The sequence below is a fragment of the Mesorhizobium sp. CA16 genome, assembly GCF_020165175.1.
In the GTDB taxonomy this organism is placed as follows: domain Bacteria; phylum Pseudomonadota; class Alphaproteobacteria; order Rhizobiales; family Rhizobiaceae; genus Mesorhizobium.
This window is the reverse complement of sequence record NZ_JAIUHP010000003.1, coordinates 172746-187760: the sequence shown is the minus strand read 5'-3', so window position 1 is coordinate 187760 and position 15015 is coordinate 172746. Positions and strand designations below refer to the sequence as shown.

Here is a 15015-nt window from a genome sequence, read left to right as displayed (position 1 = left end):
TCATGTGGCGGGGGGAGAATGCGGATCAGGATCGTCGGAACCGGCAGGGCGGTACCGGCTGAGCGCGTCACGACGTGGACGCTGGAGAAGCGGCTTGGCCTCGGCGAGGGCGCGCTCGAAACCGCGACCGGCGTCGTCGAGCGCTATGTCTGCGAGGGCGAATCGCAAATCGATCTAGCTTGCGCCGCGGCGACGCTGGCGCTTGAGGATGCCGGCCTCGATCCCGGCGCCGTCGACCTGATCATCGGCGGCTGCGGCGTGCCTTATCAGCCGCTGCCGGCGACCGCGCCCTTGGTCATGCAGCGCCTTGGGCTGGCCGACGGCTCGGCTGCCGCCTTCGACGTCAACAGCACATGCCTGGGCTTCCTCACCGCCTTCGAGACCGCGGGCCGCATGATCGAGGCCGGGCAATGCGAGACGGCGCTGGTGTTTTCCTCCGAGATCGCCTCGCGCGCCTTGCCGTGGCAGGATGCGCCCGAGATCGCCGCGCTCTTCGGCGACGGCGCCGCGGCCGCCGTGCTGCGCAACGGCGGCCAAGGCGAGGGCAGGGTGGCGGCCAGCCTGATGCGCACTTATCCGTCGGGCTGGGAAGCCTGCGGCATCGGTTCGGGCGGCACGCGCTTCGATTTCCGCAAGGAGCAGGAAGCGTTCGCCGCGCACAGCCTGTTCCACATGGACGGCAAGGAATTGTTCAGGCTCACCGCGCGCCATTTCAACGGCTTCGTCGCCGCTCTGCTTGAGCGCGCCGGCTGGCGGCATGGCGATGTCGATCTCGTCGTGCCGCACCAGGCGAGCCCGTTCGCGCTTGCCCATATGGCGCGCCAGACCGGCTTTGCGCCGGAAAAGCTCGTCGACATTTCCGCCCGCTTCGGCAACCAGATCGCGGCGTCCATTCCCTTCGCGCTGGACGTCGCGCGCCGCGAGGGCCGCGTAGCGCCGGGCATGAAGCTGCTCATCCTCGGCACGTCGGCCGGCGTCTCCTTCGGCGGCATGGCGCTGGAGGTCTGAGGAATGGCCGTGCTCGTCACCGGCGCCAGCGGTTTCTTGGGCTCGCATGTGCTAGAGCGGCTGGCTGCGTCCGGCACGCTGGCGCTCGGGCTCGGCCGCGATGAAGCGTGCTGCGCCGCGCTGGAGGCCGCCGGCCATCGCATCGTCCGCCACGATCTCGCGCAGCCGCTCGACGCCGCGCTCGATCCGAGGCTTGGCAGGGTCGAACGGATCATCCATTGCGCGGCGCTCTCTTCGCCTTTCGGACGCCTCGCTGATTTCGAGGCGGCCAACGTCACGGCAACGCGCAACCTTGTCGATTTCGCGCAGCGGCAAGGCGTCAGCCGCTTCGTCCACATCTCCACCCCGTCCGTCTGCTTTGCCTTCCGCGACCAGCTTGGGCTCAGCGAGGACGTGGCCTTGCCGGAGCCCGTCAATCACTATGCCCGCACCAAGCGCGAGGCCGAAAAGATCGTGCTCGGCCAGCCCGCCATTCATCCGCTGGCGCTGCGGCCCCGCGGCATCTACGGCAAAGGCGACCACGCGCTGCTGCCGCGCCTGATCAAGGCAGCCAAAAGCCGGCCGCTGCCGCTGTTTCGCAATGGCCGGGCGGCCATCGACCTCACTTATGTCGACGACGTCGTCGACGCGGTGATGGCGGCGCTTGCCGCGCCCGGGGAGGCGGAGTGCCAAATCTTCAACATCTCCGGCGGCGAGGTGCTGCCGGTCCGCCGCATTGCCGACGAGGCCTGCGCCCGCGCCGGTCTCGAGGCGCGCTGGCGGCCGACGCCGCTCATGCCGGCGATACTGGCGGCGGGCCTGATGGAAGCAGTGGCGCTCCGGTTGCCTGGCCGCCCCGAGCCGCCGGTCACCCGCTATGGGCTCGGCCTCTTCGCTTATGCGCAAAGCCTCGATCTGTCCAAGGCCAAGCGGATGCTTGGCTGGGCACCGAAGATCTCGTTCGAGCAAGGGCTTGACCGCACTTTTTCCGGTGGGGCGCAGGCATGAGGATCGTCTTCGCCAACAGCGCCTGGGTGAGCGCCGCCGAACGGCTGATCCTGCGCGGCGGCAACTGGCAAAGCGTCAGGCTGCGAGTCCGCTACGGGCTGTCCTTTCACCCAACTGCCGGGCCTGTGCTCATCGACACCGGCTACACATCTGAGGCGCTCAGCGGTGAGCGGCGTAGCCGCACGCTTCGGCTCTACGGTGCGCTGCTGAAACCCGAGCTCAACGCCGACGAGCAGGTCCTGCCGGTGCTGCGGCGTTTCGGTCTGTCGCCTGACGACATCCGCACAATCATCGTCACCCACTTTCATGCTGACCACATTTCGGGCCTGTCGCTGTTCCGCAGCGCCCGCTTCATCGCCAGCGATGCGGCCTGGGCGCGGGTCAAGGCGCGAGGCCCGAGGCAGAATCTGCGCCACGGCGTCTTCACCGAACTCTTCCCTCCGGATTTCGAGGCGCGGCTGGAGGCGTTGTCCGCTAAGCGGCGAGTCGAGGCGCGCGAAGGCGCGCCAGGCGGCGCCGATCTCTTCGGCGACGGCAGCGTCATCGCGGTCGATCTTCCAGGACATGCCGACGGCCAGTTCGGCCTGCTGTTTACGGGGCCGGCCCGGCCGCTGCTCTACGCCGTCGATGCGCAATGGCTGCTCAAGGCCTTGACCCATAACCGCACGCCGGGGTTCCCGGCCACCCTGATCGCCGAGGACGCGGTGGCGATCGAGCCGACCAGCGCCATGCTGCGTCGCTTCCTCGCTTCCGGCGGCGAGGTGATGCTCTGCCATGATCCCGCTTCGACATCTTACGACCTCGCACCGGAGGCCGCATGAACGGGCTGGCGGAAGCGGCAGGCTCCTTCGCCTTGACGCGCTGGGTCTCGCGGAAGAGCCGCGCGGATTTCGAGCGCTGGCAGGCGGCCGCCTTGCGGCGCTTCCTCGATCGCGACCTGCCGCGCGCGCCGTTTTACGGCATGGCGCCGGCGCGCCTCAGCGATCTCCCGGTCACCGAAAAGGCGCTGCTGATGGCGCGTTTTGAGGATTTCAACATCCACCATCTCACCGCCGCGCAAGCCTGGGCGGCCCTGGCGGGCGAGGGCCGCGCCGGACCGCTCACCGTCGGCGCCAGCACCGGAACGTCGGGCAATCGCGGCCTGTTCGTGATTTCCGAGGCCGAAAAATACCGCTGGCTGGGCGCGATCTTGGCCAAGGCGGTGCCCGATCTTCTCTGGCGCGGCATGCGCGTCGCCGTCATCCTGCCGCAGAACACCGGGCTTTACGACAGCGCCCGCAAATCGCGTCTGATAAGGCTCGCCTTCTTCGATCTGGCCTCGGGCCCGGAAAGCTGGCGCGGCGCGCTCGAAGCCTTCGAGCCGACGGTCATTATCGCGCCGCCGAAGATGCTGCGCCATTTCGCAAGCGAGGGTTTCCGTCTGCGTCCGAAGCGTGTCTTCTCGGCGGCTGAAACGCTGGATCCGGTTGACCGTCCGGTTATAGAGGATTTCTTCCGGCTGCCGCTCGATCAGATTTACATGGCGACCGAAGGCCTGTTCGCGGTCACCTGCCGGCAGGGCGGACTGCATCTTGCCGAAGACTCCGTATTCTTCGAATTCGAGCTGGCGGGCGAGGGGCTGGTGACGCCGCTGGTGACAACCTTTCGCCGCCGGACACAGATCATGGCGCGCTACAGGATGAACGACCTGTTGCGCTTGTCCGAAGCACCTTGCCGATGTGGTTCGCCGCTGCGCTGCGTCGACGAGATCGTTGGCCGCATGGACGATGTCTTCCGGCTTGCTTCGCCGGACGGCCCGGTGCTCGTCACGCCGGATGTGCTGCGCAACGCCGTGCTCAAGGCCGATCGCCGCATCGACGATTTTCGTCTTGTCCAGACCGGGCCGGACAAGGTCGAGCTCAGCCTTCCGCCAACGTTCGCGGATGATGCGGCGGCGGCCGCGCATGAAGCGGTGCAAGCGTTGCTGGATGCGCGACAGGCGGTCGCTACCGTCACGCTCGTCCGCGCGCCGCTGCCGCTGGAGACAGGCCGCAAGCTGCGTCGCGTCGAAGCCCGCCTGGAGCGCGCGCGATGAGCGGCGCGGCGATGGCGCAAAGGCCTGTGCAGCAGGCCGACCGGGTCGAGAACAAGCCGGCAAAGGTCGAGGCTTTTGTAAGGCTTTTCAACGAGATGCCGGTGCGCCACCTCATCGCCAATCTGGACACGAAAGTCGAGACGCTCGAAATCGCCGGAGGCATTTTTCCGCTGACGTTGAACGACGGGAGTGAGGCGCACAATTGCTATATCTGCTGCCCGACCAGCGCCTATATCGACTACGCGATGGATGAGACGCGCAACTTCGCCGGTCGCCCGCTGCTGCGGCGCGCGCTCAACGCACTGATCGGCGCCTGCGCGCCGCTGGTCAGGGCGAGCGGCCTCGACCGCCAGGCGCAGGTCAACAACTGGCTCTATTCGACCAATCCGGTGCCGCTGCTCTACCGGCCGACAGCCGCGTCGTTGCGTTCGGCCTTGACCGCCCGTTTCCCCGATCGCGCCATCGTCATCCGCTCGTTGAATGATATCGCCGATCCGGCGACCATTGCCGCGTTGAAGGCCGAGGGGTTCCGCATGCTGGCGGCGCGACAGATCTACATTTTCGCCGACCGCAGCGCATCGCCCACCATGACCCGCGACATGAAGCGCGATCGCGCCTGCCTGCGCACAACGCCGTTCGAGCGAGTGGGCAATGGCGATTTCACCGAGGCCGATTATGCGCGCGCCGAGCAGCTCTACACCATGCTCTACCTCGACAAATACACGCCGCTCAATCCGCACTACACCGGACGCTACATCGCCGAAATGCACCGGCGCGGCATCATCAGCCTGGCGGGATTGCGCCGGCCGCGCGGCGAGCTGGTCGCCGTCACCGGCCTGTTCGAGAACGGCGGCTCGCTGACCCAGCCCATCGTTGGCTATGACACCAGCCTGCCGGTCGCCGACGGGCTTTATCGCATGATGATGGCGGTGGCGCAGGACCACGCGACCTCGCGCGGCCTGTTCTTCAACATGAGCGCGGGCGCCGCCGATTTCAAACGCCGGCGCGGCGCGGTCGCGGCGATCGAATACAACGCTGTCTATGCCGGGCATCTTGCGCTTCGCCGACGCATGGCGATCCGCGTCATGGAGGCCGTGCTGGGATCGGTAGGCATTCCCCTGCTCAGGAGGTTCGAACTGTGAACGAGTGCGGCGGGGAAGCCCATTGGCAGGCGGTGGCGTTGTCGACCGACATCGGCAGGCGGCCGAAGCGCGTCCTGTTCGACGGCGCGCCCGTGGTGCTGTTCCGCTCGGCGCAAGGCATTGCGGCACTTTTTGATCGTTGCCCGCACCGGTTGGTCGAGCTGTCGACCGGAAGGATCGTTGGCGGGGAGATCGAATGCCCCTATCATGGCTGGCGCTATGACGGCGAGGGACGCTGCACCGCGATCCCCGGCCATGTCGGCGCCATGCCGCATTACCGGGTCCGCCGCTTTGCAGCGATCGAGCGCGACGGCGTCGTTTTCATTTCTTCCGGCTCGCCGACAAGCGAGCCTTACCTGCACTGCATGCAGGGCAAGGATGTCGTCGTGCGGCGGGTGCGCTCGTCTACGCAGTCGACGGTCATCGATGCGGCGGAAAACATCCTCGATGCCACCCATACCCATTTCACCCATAAAGGCCTGCTGCGCGGCCTGACCTCGAAGCGCCATCTGGTGCGGGTCGAGGTGACCGGAGGCGAGGGCTGGGTCGAGGCCTGCTACACCGGCGAAGACCGTCAGCAGGGCCTGATCAGCCGGCTCATGGAAGGCGAGCGTGCGAAAACCATCGGCCGCTTCCGCCATCCCGGCATCGCCGAGCTCGAATATTGGGGCAGGGACGGGCTGGTCTTAGCCACCACCTTCCATCTGCGCCAGGCCGACGAGCGCACTGTCGAGGGCGTCGGCTGGCTGATCGGCCGGCGCCAAGGCCTGCTCGGCGAGCTGAAGGCACTGGCCTTCAAGCCGCTTTTCAACATCGCGCTGCACCAAGATCGCCGGGTGCTGAAATCGGCCAGCGACAATGCCCGGCTACCGCCCCAAGCCCTGCCGGTGATCGGCCCCCTCGATTTCCTGCGCCGCGACATCGCCGCGATCATGGATGGGAAGATGCCAGCGGCTGCGAGTGAGACAAGGGTGCATGAGATCGAGCTGTGAATTATAGTGCACATACCTTGATTTGAATGCTTTCGTGAATTATAGTTCACGCATGATCGAGGTCCGGCAGACCGCCGATTTCACCAACTGGCTGGACGCGCTTCGCGACACCGCGGCTCGACAGCGCGTCGTCGCCCGCATCCGTCGGGTCGAGATCGGCAACATCGGTGATGTCAAATACTTCGATGGCATCGGCGAGCTTCGGATCGACCATGGCCCGGGCTACCGGCTCTACTTTGTGAAGATTGGAAACGCCGTGATCATACTGCTCTGTGGCGGCGACAAGTCCAGCCAAAGGCGCGACATCGCCAAGGCGAAACAGATGGCAAAGGAGATATGACTATGCCTCTCAAAACCACCCGCTTCGACATTCTCGACCACCTGAAAACTCCGGAGGATCGCTTGGCCTACATCGAAGCTGCCTTCGAGGATGGTGATCCCGCGCTCATTACGCACGCGCTTGGCGACGTAGCGCGCTCCATAGGCATGACGGCCGTGGCGAGAGAGGCTGGCGTTACGCGCGAGGCGCTTTACAAAGCACTGAGCGAGAAGGGCGACCCGCGCCTCAGCACTCTGGTGGGCGTCACTAGGGCGCTGGGTTTGCAACTTGAGGTCAAGCCTGTCGGCCCGGGCTCACTCGGGGCTTGAAGCGCTTCCAGCAGGCCCATTCCATTCGATATCCCGCGTCGAAGCCGACTGCAGGCTGACCCGCTCGCGCAATGCCACCCGTGCAATCTCCGCCAGCGCCGGCCATTGCGCCTTAACCGGCGTTGAATCTTCCGGCCAATCGAGCAATTCCTGGCCCCCGCGCATCGCCTTTCGGAATTCGCCAAGCCCGCCCGAACGCAGCACCGCCGGCAGTCCGTAAATCCACATCGCGAGCCGCACCGTTTGCGGGGCGATGACGTCGGGCGTGACTTCCTGACCGTCGCCGAGCACGGCATCCACGAAGCGCCCCGGATCGCGGAAGAAATGCAGGCCGCTCACCGCGCGCGGATTGCATTCGAGCGGCAGCACACGGCCGCCCGGCTCGCGCATCAGGTCGAAAGAAATCTGCCCGGTCCACGTGGCGCCGGCCACGATCCGCTCGACCAGCTCGCGCGCGGCCTCGTCCTCGACCCGCTCGAAGAAGATGCCTGCTCCCTTTCCGGCACGATAGAGCGAGCGGTAGAGCGCGAGCGCCTTGAGCCTGCCCTGGCGCGCCACCGCATAGGCGCTGATCTCCTCGCCCTCGACAAAATGCTGTGCCACCCAGGGCATGGCGGCCGAGGGCGCGATCGCATCGAGCGCTTCGGGCGGCGGACGCAGCAGCGTATGGCTGGCAAAGCGCGACCAGACCGGTTTGAACGCCAGCTCGCGAGAGCGGCCGCGCACGACCTCCATATTGCTACGCGAGCTGAGCAGCGTCGTTTCCGGCACCTCCAGCCCGAGCCGTTCGGCGAGCCGGATGAAGCTGTGCTTGTTGTGGACCTCCGCCAGCAGCTCGATATCGGGTGCGAACAGAAGCGCCGGCATGCTCCTGCCGCGCCAGGCAAGCGCAAGGTGAAAGACCTCCTCGCAGGTCGGGACGACGAGGCCGATGCCCTCGGCCCGGATCAGCTCCTCAATCGCATCGGCATAGGCCCGCGGCTCGAAGCGCGGCGGCGGCAATCGATGATAACGCGCGCAGGCTTTGCTCGCCGCCGCGATCGGCCGTGCCGGCGTGTCGGCCAGGATCACCCTATGGCCCGCGCCATGGAGAAGGCGCGCCAGATGCAGCGCAACCGGCGCCCGCGCCCCGGTAATCAGGATGGATCCGTCAGCCCCCGGCATCGCTCATTCGCGTAGTTCCCATCGCGAAAAATCGTTGCGCGAAATCGGCGTGATTGGCAACGCGGGCAGCGATCGATGCCGGAGCGGCAAGATCATTTCTTACGCGGCTTCGCCTTCTCGATCGCCGGCTTGCTCGGCCAATGCCAGCCTTCGCCCTCGCCATGCGCGGCCTGCGGCCGCGCCACATAGGCGAGCGCGCCATTGGCCTCGAGATAGACGCGCGACAGCATCTCGGCGAGCACGCCCGACGTCACCGCCTGCAGCCCGGCGATCACCAGGAAGAAGCCGGTGATGAGCATCGGCCGCGTGCCGATGTCCTGCCCCCAGAAAACCTTGATAGCGAGGAGATAGGCAAGGATCAGCGAGCCGAGCACGCCGAATACGATGCCGATGCCGCCGAAGAAATGGCCGGGCCGCGTGCGGTAGCGCAGGAAGAAGAACATGAAGACGAGGTCCAGCACCACGCGGAAGGTGCGCGAGATGCCGTATTTCGACTGGCCGTGGATGCGGGCGTGATGCGTCACCACCTCCTCGGCGATGCGGCGCGGCGTCGTCACCGTCGCGAGCCAGGCCGGGATGAAGCGATGCATCTCGCCATAGAGCCGCACGCTGCGGATGACGCTGCCGCGGAACACTTTCAGGCTGCAGCCATAGTCCTTGAGCCGCACGCCGGTGACGCGGGCGATCAGCCTGTTGGCGATGCGCGAGGGCAAGCGGCGCATCCAGAAACCTTCCTTGCGGTCCTTGCGCCAGCCGGCGACGAGGTCGAGATCCTCGGTCAGCAGGCGGTAGACCATGCGTGGAATGTCGAACGGGTCATTCTGCAGATCGCCGTCGAGCGTCGCGATGACGTCGCCGCGCGCGGCGTCGAGGCCGGCCTGCATGGCGGCGGTCTGCTTGTAGTTGCGCACCAGTTCCACGCCATGCACATGCGGCCCGTATTGGGCCGCCAGCCGGCGGATCTCGGCGGGCGTGGCGTCGGTGCTGCCGTCGTCGACCAGCACTACTTCCCAGGGCTGGCTGTAATTTTCCATCGCCTGATGAATGCGGACCAGCAGCGGCTCGACATTGTCGGCTTCGTTGTACATCGGGACGACGATGGAGAGCTTGTGCTCGGGCATGACGGCGCCCTCGGGCAATCCGGAAGCCGGAATGGGAAGCACGTTCATGGCGGTCATTTCCTTGCCGGCCCCGCCGCCGGGGTTTCCGGCAGCGTCGATTTCGAGGGAAACAGCCAGGCGATCGCACCGGTTGCGACCGCCGAGCACAGGATGAAGAGATGCAGCGCGAGCGCGGCCTGCAGGCCGTCCTTCATGGCAATGCCGGAATAGAGCAGTGCGGCGGCCGCGCCCGCTTCATAAGTGCCGAAGCCGGCGACACCCTGCACCGGCAGGATGGCGGCCGCCTCGGCCCCGACCGCGCCGGGAAAGGCGGTCTGGAACGAGGTATCAAGCAGCATGGCGAGCAGCCAGCCCTGCACGCCGAGCTTCAGCGCCCAATTGGCCATCGTCCACCACCAGCCGTAGCGCGAGCGTCCCGTCGCTTCGGTGAAGATGTCGCGCAATTTGCCGAGCTTCGAGACGATCCTGCCGCCCGCCGCCCAGTTGTGCGGCGCGCGCGCCCAGCGCGGCAGGTACCATGCGGCGGCGATCAGCGCCGCGATGCCGGCGGCCCGCAGCGCCGGATGCAGGCCCGGCCAGACGATGCAAGCCAGCACGCCGACGACGAAGGCGTCCTGCAGTCTGAACCACAATAGCGAAGCGCTGGCGCGCACGATCGGCACGCCGAACACCTGGCGCAAAAGGATCGGAAACGCCGTCTCGCCGCCGCGGAACGGCACGATGTTGATCATCGCATTGTGGATCAGGATGACGCGAAGCACGGCGCCGAAGCGGCCGTTCACGTCGCCGCGGAACTCGTCGCAGACACGCAGCGCCCTGAGCACATAGGTGACGAACAGCGCCGCCGCGACCGCTGCAAAGGCGCCCGGCGTGATGGAGGCGAAGGCATCGCCGACCATCTTCCAGCGCTGGTCGCTGGCAAGCCATGCCAGCAGCGCCAGAGTGACGATTATCGATATCGCTCGCTTCAAACAGATCTCCAACGGGCCGCCCGGTCGGGGCGGAAGCGCCATTCGAGGGCCTGCAAAGGGGGCGCTCTCGAATGTCGGCCCGACCGGCGCCGATCCGATATCGGATCCGTGCCGGCTTTTTCAAGGCGCTGTTCCTATAGAGCAATTCCAGGAAAAGTGTGAGCGGTTTTCCGTCCGGAATTGCGTCAAAACAAAGAGGTAGAGCGGTTCGCCGTTCCGTGAAACGGTGAAACGCTCTGGCGCAGCGGCGCCGGCGAATCCATAAGCTTGGTTGGAGCCTCGATCGAGGCGGCGAAAAGCGGGCGGACGTCGCGCCCGCCCGATATGCCGATTAAGCCTTACTCTCCGCCCATCTCTTTCTTGAACTGATCGAAATCGACCTGCATGCCATTGAAGATGGTGCTCCAATGGCGCGTCAGCGCCGCCATGGTCACGGCCTCCTGGATCTCCTCGTCGGTGGCGCCGGCGTGCTTGGCGTTCTGGGTGTCCGACCAGATGCAGTAGCTGCAGGGGATCTGCGCCGCGACCGCCAGCGAAATCAGCGACTTCTCCTTCGGCGTCAGCGCCGTCTTGTCGCTGAGCTCGATGGCCTTGACCTCGGCCCAGGCGCCGGGCAGACCGGCCTTGGGGAATTGTTTGATGAAGCTCGGCACACCGCCCATGGTCGACTGGATGTCCTTCAGCGCCGCGTCATAGTCATCGGCGCGGGCCGGCGCGGAGGCGAGCAATGCGGCAGACACGCCCGCCGCGGCGATCAGCGAGGCGAAGCGAAGGCAGGAATGCGCGGTTGAGATGATGCGAATGACTGACATGATATTCTCCTCTGGTTTTTGTTAGCCTTACGATGTAAGGTGTGTGGAAGATGAACCTTACAGTGTAAGTTGTCAAGCGCCATGGATGCACCGAGCAGAAAAAAGCGACCCCGCGGAAAACTCTCCCGCGAGATGATCGAGGACGCCGCCTTCGAGGTGATCGAGCGGGAAGGGCTTTCCGGCTTTTCGATGCGCAAGCTCGCCGCCAGGCTCGGCTGCGAAGCGATGAGCATCTATCACCACTTCCCCTCGCAGGCGCATCTCTACGAGGCGCTGGTTGACCGCCAGATGAGCGGGCTTGTAATCCCCGACGACAGGCTGCCCTGGCGCGAGCGGGCCCGCATCGGCATGCAGGAATTCCGGCGCGTCGCTACCGAGCACCCGGCCTTTGCGCCGTTCATCGTCGTCTACCGAATGAACTCGCCGCCGTGCCTCGCCAAGCTCAACGCCATCATCGGCCTGTTCGAGGATGGCGGCTTCGGCCCCGAGCTCAGCGCCCGCCTGTTCCGCGCCGCCGGCTACTATCTGATGGGCGCGATCCTCGACGAGACGGCCGGCTATGCCAAGGGGCCTTCGGCGGTCACCACCGTCAGCGACCAGGAGCTGGCGCGCGACTATCCGAGCGTCGTGAAGGCCGGCGCCTATTTCGGCGCCGCCGGCTTCGACAAGACTTTCGAGCTTGGCCTGGAAATGTTTCTGGACGAGATGGAGCGGGTCCGCGAAGCTGCGCGAAACGAACCCGCCAAAAAATAGCAGCGATCTCGCTCAGAAACCAAGGCTCTGAATGCGCTTCCTGTGTGTCCTTCTCCTCATCGCCGGTGCCGCCATCGGCATCTTCTATCCCTGGGCGATGAGCAATTTTTCCGGCCACCCCATCGGCACGTATCGCGTCTATGAGGGCGGCCGCTTCCGGCCCGCCACCGTGCAACTTGCCGCAGGCGACGCTCCGGTAAGGGTGCTGGTCGACCTGACCGCGCGGGCCGAGCGCGTCGCGGGCCAGCAGCGCACGGTGCTGACGCTGACCGCAGCGCATGGCGGCCGTACGGTGCTGGCCTCGGCGCTCTCCTTCAACCACACGGACAATCCGCGCCAGGCCAGCCCGCAACTGCCCGACAAGATCTTTCGCGACGAGGCCGGCGTCATCGATAAGGTCGTGCCCGGTCCTTACCTCTTCACCGTCGGACCCGGCGATGCCGACGGCATCGCCATGCGCGCGGTCGATCTCATCCTGCGCGCGGACACCGGCTCGATCGACGAACGCGCGCGGCCGGCCGGCTATACGCTGATGGGCGTCGGCCTTGCCGGACTGGCGGTTTCGCTGATCTTCGGGCGCCGCGGCGGTGGCCCGCAAAATCCCAATTCGCAGCCGCCACCGCCGCGCTGGGGCCGCAACGGTTCGCCACGAGCATGATGCCGAAAAGTGTGAATCGGTTTTCGCTCGACATCATGCTCTCTAAAGGTAAGCGCGCATGAACTATCGCCACGCCTACCACGCCGGCAATTTCGCCGATGTCGTCAAGCATGCCGTGCTCGCACGCCTCGTCGAATATCTCAAGCAGAAGGACAAGGCTTTTCGCGTCATCGACACCCATGCCGGGATCGGCCGCTACAATCTTGCTTCGGTCGAGGCCGGCAAGACCGGCGAATGGCAGACCGGCATCGGCCGGCTGGTAGAATCCGCGCTCGAGCCGCAAGCGGCGGCGCTGCTTCAGCCCTATCTGGAAGCGGTACGCGCGCGAAATCCCGACGGCGGCCTCAAGCATTATCCCGGCTCGCCGCTGATCGTGCGCCATCTCCTGCGCAGCCAGGACCGGCTGACGGCGATCGAGCTGCATCCCGAGGATGCCGCGCGGCTGAAATCGGTCTTTGCCGGCGATTTCCAGACAAGGGTGATCGAGCTCGACGGCTGGCTGGCGCTCGGCGCGCAACTGCCGCCGAAGGAAAAGCGCGGCCTCGTCCTTATCGATCCGCCCTTCGAGGAGGAGGGCGAGTTCTCCAGGCTTGTCGAAGGCCTGCAGAAGGCGCATCGGCGCTGGCCGGGCGGCATCTATGCGCTCTGGTATCCGATCAAGGACCGCAAGGCGGTCACCGCTTTCCGCACGGCGTTGACGGAGACCGGCATTCCGAAGCTGCTCGACATCGCCTTCGAGATCCGGCCCGCCTCGAACGAGCCCAGCCTCGACGGCAGCGGGCTGGTGGTGGTCAATCCGCCCTACACGCTGGAGAGCGAATTGCGGCTGATGCTGCCGGTGCTGCACAAAGCGCTCGCCCTCCGGCAACCGTCGCGCTGGTCGCTCGAGTGGCTGGCGGGCGAGTAAGGTGACCGCATCGCCTAAACCAGCGCCGTAGGCGTCACGCCGGTCAGCCGCCGGCTTTCGCGGATCAGATGCGCCTGGTCGGCGTAGCCGGCCTCGATGGCGAGCAGCGCGGTCGAGGCGTCGCCTTGCTGTCGTTGCAAGCGCCGGTACCGATGGAAGCGCAGGATGCGGTCGAGCGTCTTGGGGCCATAACCGAAGGCGTCCTCGAAGCGGCGTCGCAGCGTCCGTTCGCTCATATGCAGCTGGCGCTGCAGGAAGGGAACCAGCGGCGTTTCCGGCGGCAAACCTTTGTGAATGACGTCGAAGGCCCGGCCCATCTGCGGGTCGAACGCATCTCGGCCTTCGGTGCGCATGCCGACCGTCTCTTCCAACTGCCGCAACGTGGCCGGCAGATCGGTCGCAGCCTTGATGCGATCCGATAGTTCGCGGGCCCGCGTACCCCATAGTTCCTGGAGATCGAGCCGCCCGCCGACGATTTCGCAGGCCGGCACGCCCAGCCAGCCGGCGGCCGCACCTGGACGGAAGCGGAAGCCGACGATCACCGCGGCGGCCGGCGGCCTCTCGATCTGCGGCTCCTTGTCCGGCCCGGCCACGCGAAATCGGCCGTCGATCCATTGCAGGTCGATCGTCGCGTCCGGCGTGATGACGATGGGCGGAACGGCGCGGTCATCCATGCGGTGGACCCAGACCGCGCAGAAGGCAGCGGCAAGGCCGCCAGCGACGGGCCGCTCGCGAAAGAAGCCGGTGGTCTGCGCCAGGACCGGTTCCATTCTCTCTCCGATCTGCTCCAGCAAGGTTGCCGGATCGGTGCGACGGTCATTTTGGCCGAAATATTCAAGGCCGGCCACGTCATCCATGGCAAAACGGACGCAACTTCACCGCGCTTCACGCGCTCGCATCAGACCGCATCCGTTTGCGGCTGTGGTCACGGATATAGAAAGGAGTGAGAGAAATGAAAGCTCGCATCACCGTATTGACGCTCGGCGTCGACGATCTGGAAGCGTCGCTCAAATTCTATCGCGACGGCCTTGGGCTGCCGACGGAAGGCATCATCGGCCGGGAATTCGAGCATGGCGCCGTCGCCTTCTTCGAACTCGCCGGCGGCTTGAAGTTCGCCATCTTCGAACGGTCCAGCATCGCCCATGACGCGACGGTGCCGCAGAGCGGCCGCAGTCCGACCGAGCTCACCATCGGCCACAATGTCGGCAGCGAGGCCGAGGTCGATGCCGTGATGGCCGAGGCCGTCAAGGCCGGCGCACGCGTGGTCAAGCCGGCGCAAAAGACTTTCTGGGGCGGCTATGCCGGCTATTTCCAGGATCCCGACGATCATCTGTGGGAGGTCGTCTACAACCCGGCCTTCATTCCGCTGGATTGAGCAAAGCAAAGCGCGTCGTCGAGAGAGGAGGCCGCCATGCCCGTTCAATCCATTCAAGCGCTTGGCGCTCTCCTCATCGGCGGCATGTTCGTCTTCGCCGGCATCGAACATTTCCTGAAATTCGGAGCGATGCGCGACTATCTGGCCGCCCAGAAATTTCCGGCTCCGGCCTTGATGCTGGCCGCCGGTTCGGCGGTCGAGATCATTGCGGGTTTCCTGCTTGCCATTGACATGGCCCGGCCCTTCGCCGCCGGCGCGCTGGTCGTCTTCACACTGGCGACGAACGTCATGCTGCTGCGCTTCTGGGTTGTGGAGGAGCCGGAGAGGCAGGTGCTGCGCAACGCGTTCCTGATCAACATCGCCGTCATCGGCGGGCTGCTGCTTTCCGGAGCGCTTTAGTTTG

General features: G+C 65.9%; 18 protein-coding genes. 13 read left to right on the top strand and 5 right to left on the bottom strand.

Annotated features, from left to right (window positions below):
* Positions 1-18 precede the first annotated feature (18 nt).
* The 8 genes from LB525_RS06880 to LB525_RS06845 are packed head-to-tail and all read left to right on the top strand — an operon-like array spanning position 19 to position 6851.
* Positions 19-1008, top strand: coding sequence for a 3-oxoacyl-ACP synthase III family protein (locus LB525_RS06880; RefSeq protein ID WP_224544064.1), 990 nt, complete (start codon positions 19-21; stop codon positions 1006-1008).
* Between the two features lie 3 nt (positions 1009-1011).
* The gene (locus tag LB525_RS06875; RefSeq protein WP_224544063.1) at positions 1012-1995 is read left to right on the top strand and encodes an NAD-dependent epimerase/dehydratase family protein; all 984 of its coding nucleotides are present in this window, start codon (positions 1012-1014) and stop codon (positions 1993-1995) included.
* Entirely contained in the window at positions 1992-2816 is an 825-nt protein-coding gene (locus tag LB525_RS06870) for an MBL fold metallo-hydrolase (RefSeq protein WP_224544062.1), read from the top strand. The genes LB525_RS06875 and LB525_RS06870 overlap by 4 nt, the downstream gene beginning before the upstream one ends.
* Entirely contained in the window at positions 2813-4069 is a 1257-nt protein-coding gene (locus tag LB525_RS06865; RefSeq protein ID WP_224544061.1) for a F390 synthetase-related protein, read from the top strand. Before LB525_RS06870 ends, LB525_RS06865 begins: the two co-directional genes overlap by 4 nt.
* Positions 4066-5211, top strand: coding sequence for a GNAT family N-acetyltransferase (locus tag LB525_RS06860; RefSeq protein ID WP_224544060.1), 1146 nt, complete (start codon positions 4066-4068; stop codon positions 5209-5211). The genes LB525_RS06865 and LB525_RS06860 overlap by 4 nt, the downstream gene beginning before the upstream one ends.
* The gene (locus LB525_RS06855) at positions 5208-6203 is read left to right on the top strand and encodes a Rieske 2Fe-2S domain-containing protein (RefSeq protein WP_224544059.1); all 996 of its coding nucleotides are present in this window, start codon (positions 5208-5210) and stop codon (positions 6201-6203) included. Before LB525_RS06860 ends, LB525_RS06855 begins: the two co-directional genes overlap by 4 nt.
* A 52-nt stretch (positions 6204-6255) precedes the next feature.
* A complete protein-coding gene (locus LB525_RS06850; RefSeq protein ID WP_095767029.1) occupies positions 6256-6543 on the top strand; it encodes a type II toxin-antitoxin system RelE/ParE family toxin in 288 nt (95 codons plus the stop codon).
* Positions 6544-6545: 2 nt separating this feature from the next.
* Complete coding sequence (locus LB525_RS06845; protein ID WP_224544058.1) at positions 6546-6851, top strand: addiction module antidote protein; 306 nt, start codon at positions 6546-6548, stop codon at positions 6849-6851.
* Here LB525_RS06845 and LB525_RS06840 read toward each other — a convergent pair.
* The 4 genes from LB525_RS06840 to LB525_RS06825 form a co-directional block, all read right to left on the bottom strand.
* On the bottom strand, positions 6837-8015 hold the full coding sequence (locus LB525_RS06840; protein WP_224544057.1) for a hypothetical protein: 1179 nt from the start codon (positions 8013-8015) through the stop codon (positions 6837-6839). The two genes, LB525_RS06845 and LB525_RS06840, sit on opposite strands and share 15 nt — an antisense overlap.
* Before the next feature lie 92 nt (positions 8016-8107).
* Positions 8108-9184: a glycosyltransferase family 2 protein gene (locus tag LB525_RS06835; protein WP_224544056.1), complete on the bottom strand. Its 1077-nt coding sequence runs from the start codon at positions 9182-9184 to the stop codon at positions 8108-8110.
* Positions 9185-9189: 5 nt separating this feature from the next.
* Positions 9190-10107 carry a lysylphosphatidylglycerol synthase domain-containing protein gene (locus LB525_RS06830; RefSeq protein ID WP_224544055.1) on the bottom strand — a complete coding sequence of 306 codons (918 nt, stop codon included), beginning with the start codon at positions 10105-10107 and terminating at the stop codon, positions 9190-9192.
* 338 nt (positions 10108-10445) lie between these two features.
* Positions 10446-10919: a carboxymuconolactone decarboxylase family protein gene (locus tag LB525_RS06825; protein WP_224524957.1), complete on the bottom strand. Its 474-nt coding sequence runs from the start codon at positions 10917-10919 to the stop codon at positions 10446-10448.
* A gap of 132 nt (positions 10920-11051) precedes the next feature.
* Between LB525_RS06825 and LB525_RS06820 the strand changes: the two genes are divergently transcribed.
* From LB525_RS06820 to LB525_RS06810, 3 genes are read left to right on the top strand one after another with little or no spacing between them, the layout of a single operon-like run.
* On the top strand, positions 11052-11672 hold the full coding sequence (locus tag LB525_RS06820) for a TetR/AcrR family transcriptional regulator (RefSeq protein WP_224544054.1): 621 nt from the start codon (positions 11052-11054) through the stop codon (positions 11670-11672).
* A 31-nt stretch (positions 11673-11703) separates the two neighbouring features.
* Positions 11704-12330 (top strand): hypothetical protein, encoded by a 627-nt coding sequence (locus LB525_RS06815; RefSeq protein ID WP_224544053.1) that lies wholly within the window; start codon positions 11704-11706, stop codon positions 12328-12330.
* A gap of 58 nt (positions 12331-12388) precedes the next feature.
* Positions 12389-13237, top strand: a complete 849-nt coding sequence (locus LB525_RS06810) for a 23S rRNA (adenine(2030)-N(6))-methyltransferase RlmJ (RefSeq protein WP_224544052.1) — start codon at positions 12389-12391, stop codon at positions 13235-13237.
* A gap of 14 nt (positions 13238-13251) precedes the next feature.
* Here LB525_RS06810 and LB525_RS06805 read toward each other — a convergent pair whose 3' ends face one another.
* On the bottom strand, positions 13252-14007 hold the full coding sequence (locus LB525_RS06805) for an AraC family transcriptional regulator (RefSeq protein ID WP_224544051.1): 756 nt from the start codon (positions 14005-14007) through the stop codon (positions 13252-13254).
* Between the two features lie 182 nt (positions 14008-14189).
* Here LB525_RS06805 and LB525_RS06800 point away from each other — a divergent pair, with 182 nt between their 5' ends.
* Together LB525_RS06800 and LB525_RS06795 are read left to right on the top strand one after the other, a co-directional pair.
* On the top strand, positions 14190-14612 hold the full coding sequence (locus tag LB525_RS06800; protein WP_095767036.1) for a VOC family protein: 423 nt from the start codon (positions 14190-14192) through the stop codon (positions 14610-14612).
* A 36-nt stretch (positions 14613-14648) separates the two neighbouring features.
* A complete protein-coding gene (locus LB525_RS06795) occupies positions 14649-15011 on the top strand; it encodes a DoxX family protein (RefSeq protein ID WP_224544050.1) in 363 nt (120 codons plus the stop codon).
* Positions 15012-15015: the final 4 nt, after the last annotated feature.

What these genes read in the sequence shown, in the direction of transcription:
- LB525_RS06860 (WP_224544060.1), top strand. Translation starts at nt 4,066, where the DNA reads ATGAGCGGCGCGGCGATGGCGCAAAGGCCTGTGCAGCAGGCCGACCGG.
- LB525_RS06875 (WP_224544063.1), top strand. Translation starts at nt 1,012, where the DNA reads ATGGCCGTGCTCGTCACCGGCGCCAGCGGTTTCTTGGGCTCGCATGTG.
- LB525_RS06870 (WP_224544062.1), top strand. Translation starts at nt 1,992, where the DNA reads ATGAGGATCGTCTTCGCCAACAGCGCCTGGGTGAGCGCCGCCGAACGG.
- LB525_RS06815 (WP_224544053.1), top strand. Translation starts at nt 11,704, where the DNA reads ATGCGCTTCCTGTGTGTCCTTCTCCTCATCGCCGGTGCCGCCATCGGC.
- LB525_RS06800 (WP_095767036.1), top strand. Translation starts at nt 14,190, where the DNA reads ATGAAAGCTCGCATCACCGTATTGACGCTCGGCGTCGACGATCTGGAA.
- LB525_RS06845 (WP_224544058.1), top strand. Translation starts at nt 6,546, where the DNA reads ATGCCTCTCAAAACCACCCGCTTCGACATTCTCGACCACCTGAAAACT.
- LB525_RS06810 (WP_224544052.1), top strand. Translation starts at nt 12,389, where the DNA reads ATGAACTATCGCCACGCCTACCACGCCGGCAATTTCGCCGATGTCGTC.
- LB525_RS06820 (WP_224544054.1), top strand. Translation starts at nt 11,052, where the DNA reads ATGATCGAGGACGCCGCCTTCGAGGTGATCGAGCGGGAAGGGCTTTCC.
- LB525_RS06840 (WP_224544057.1), bottom strand. Translation starts at nt 8,015, where the DNA reads ATGCCGGGGGCTGACGGATCCATCCTGATTACCGGGGCGCGGGCGCCG.
- LB525_RS06795 (WP_224544050.1), top strand. Translation starts at nt 14,649, where the DNA reads ATGCCCGTTCAATCCATTCAAGCGCTTGGCGCTCTCCTCATCGGCGGC.
- LB525_RS06865 (WP_224544061.1), top strand. Translation starts at nt 2,813, where the DNA reads ATGAACGGGCTGGCGGAAGCGGCAGGCTCCTTCGCCTTGACGCGCTGG.
- LB525_RS06835 (WP_224544056.1), bottom strand. Translation starts at nt 9,184, where the DNA reads ATGAACGTGCTTCCCATTCCGGCTTCCGGATTGCCCGAGGGCGCCGTC.
- LB525_RS06850 (WP_095767029.1), top strand. Translation starts at nt 6,256, where the DNA reads ATGATCGAGGTCCGGCAGACCGCCGATTTCACCAACTGGCTGGACGCG.
- LB525_RS06880 (WP_224544064.1), top strand. Translation starts at nt 19, where the DNA reads ATGCGGATCAGGATCGTCGGAACCGGCAGGGCGGTACCGGCTGAGCGC.
- LB525_RS06805 (WP_224544051.1), bottom strand. Translation starts at nt 14,007, where the DNA reads ATGGAACCGGTCCTGGCGCAGACCACCGGCTTCTTTCGCGAGCGGCCC.
- LB525_RS06825 (WP_224524957.1), bottom strand. Translation starts at nt 10,919, where the DNA reads ATGTCAGTCATTCGCATCATCTCAACCGCGCATTCCTGCCTTCGCTTC.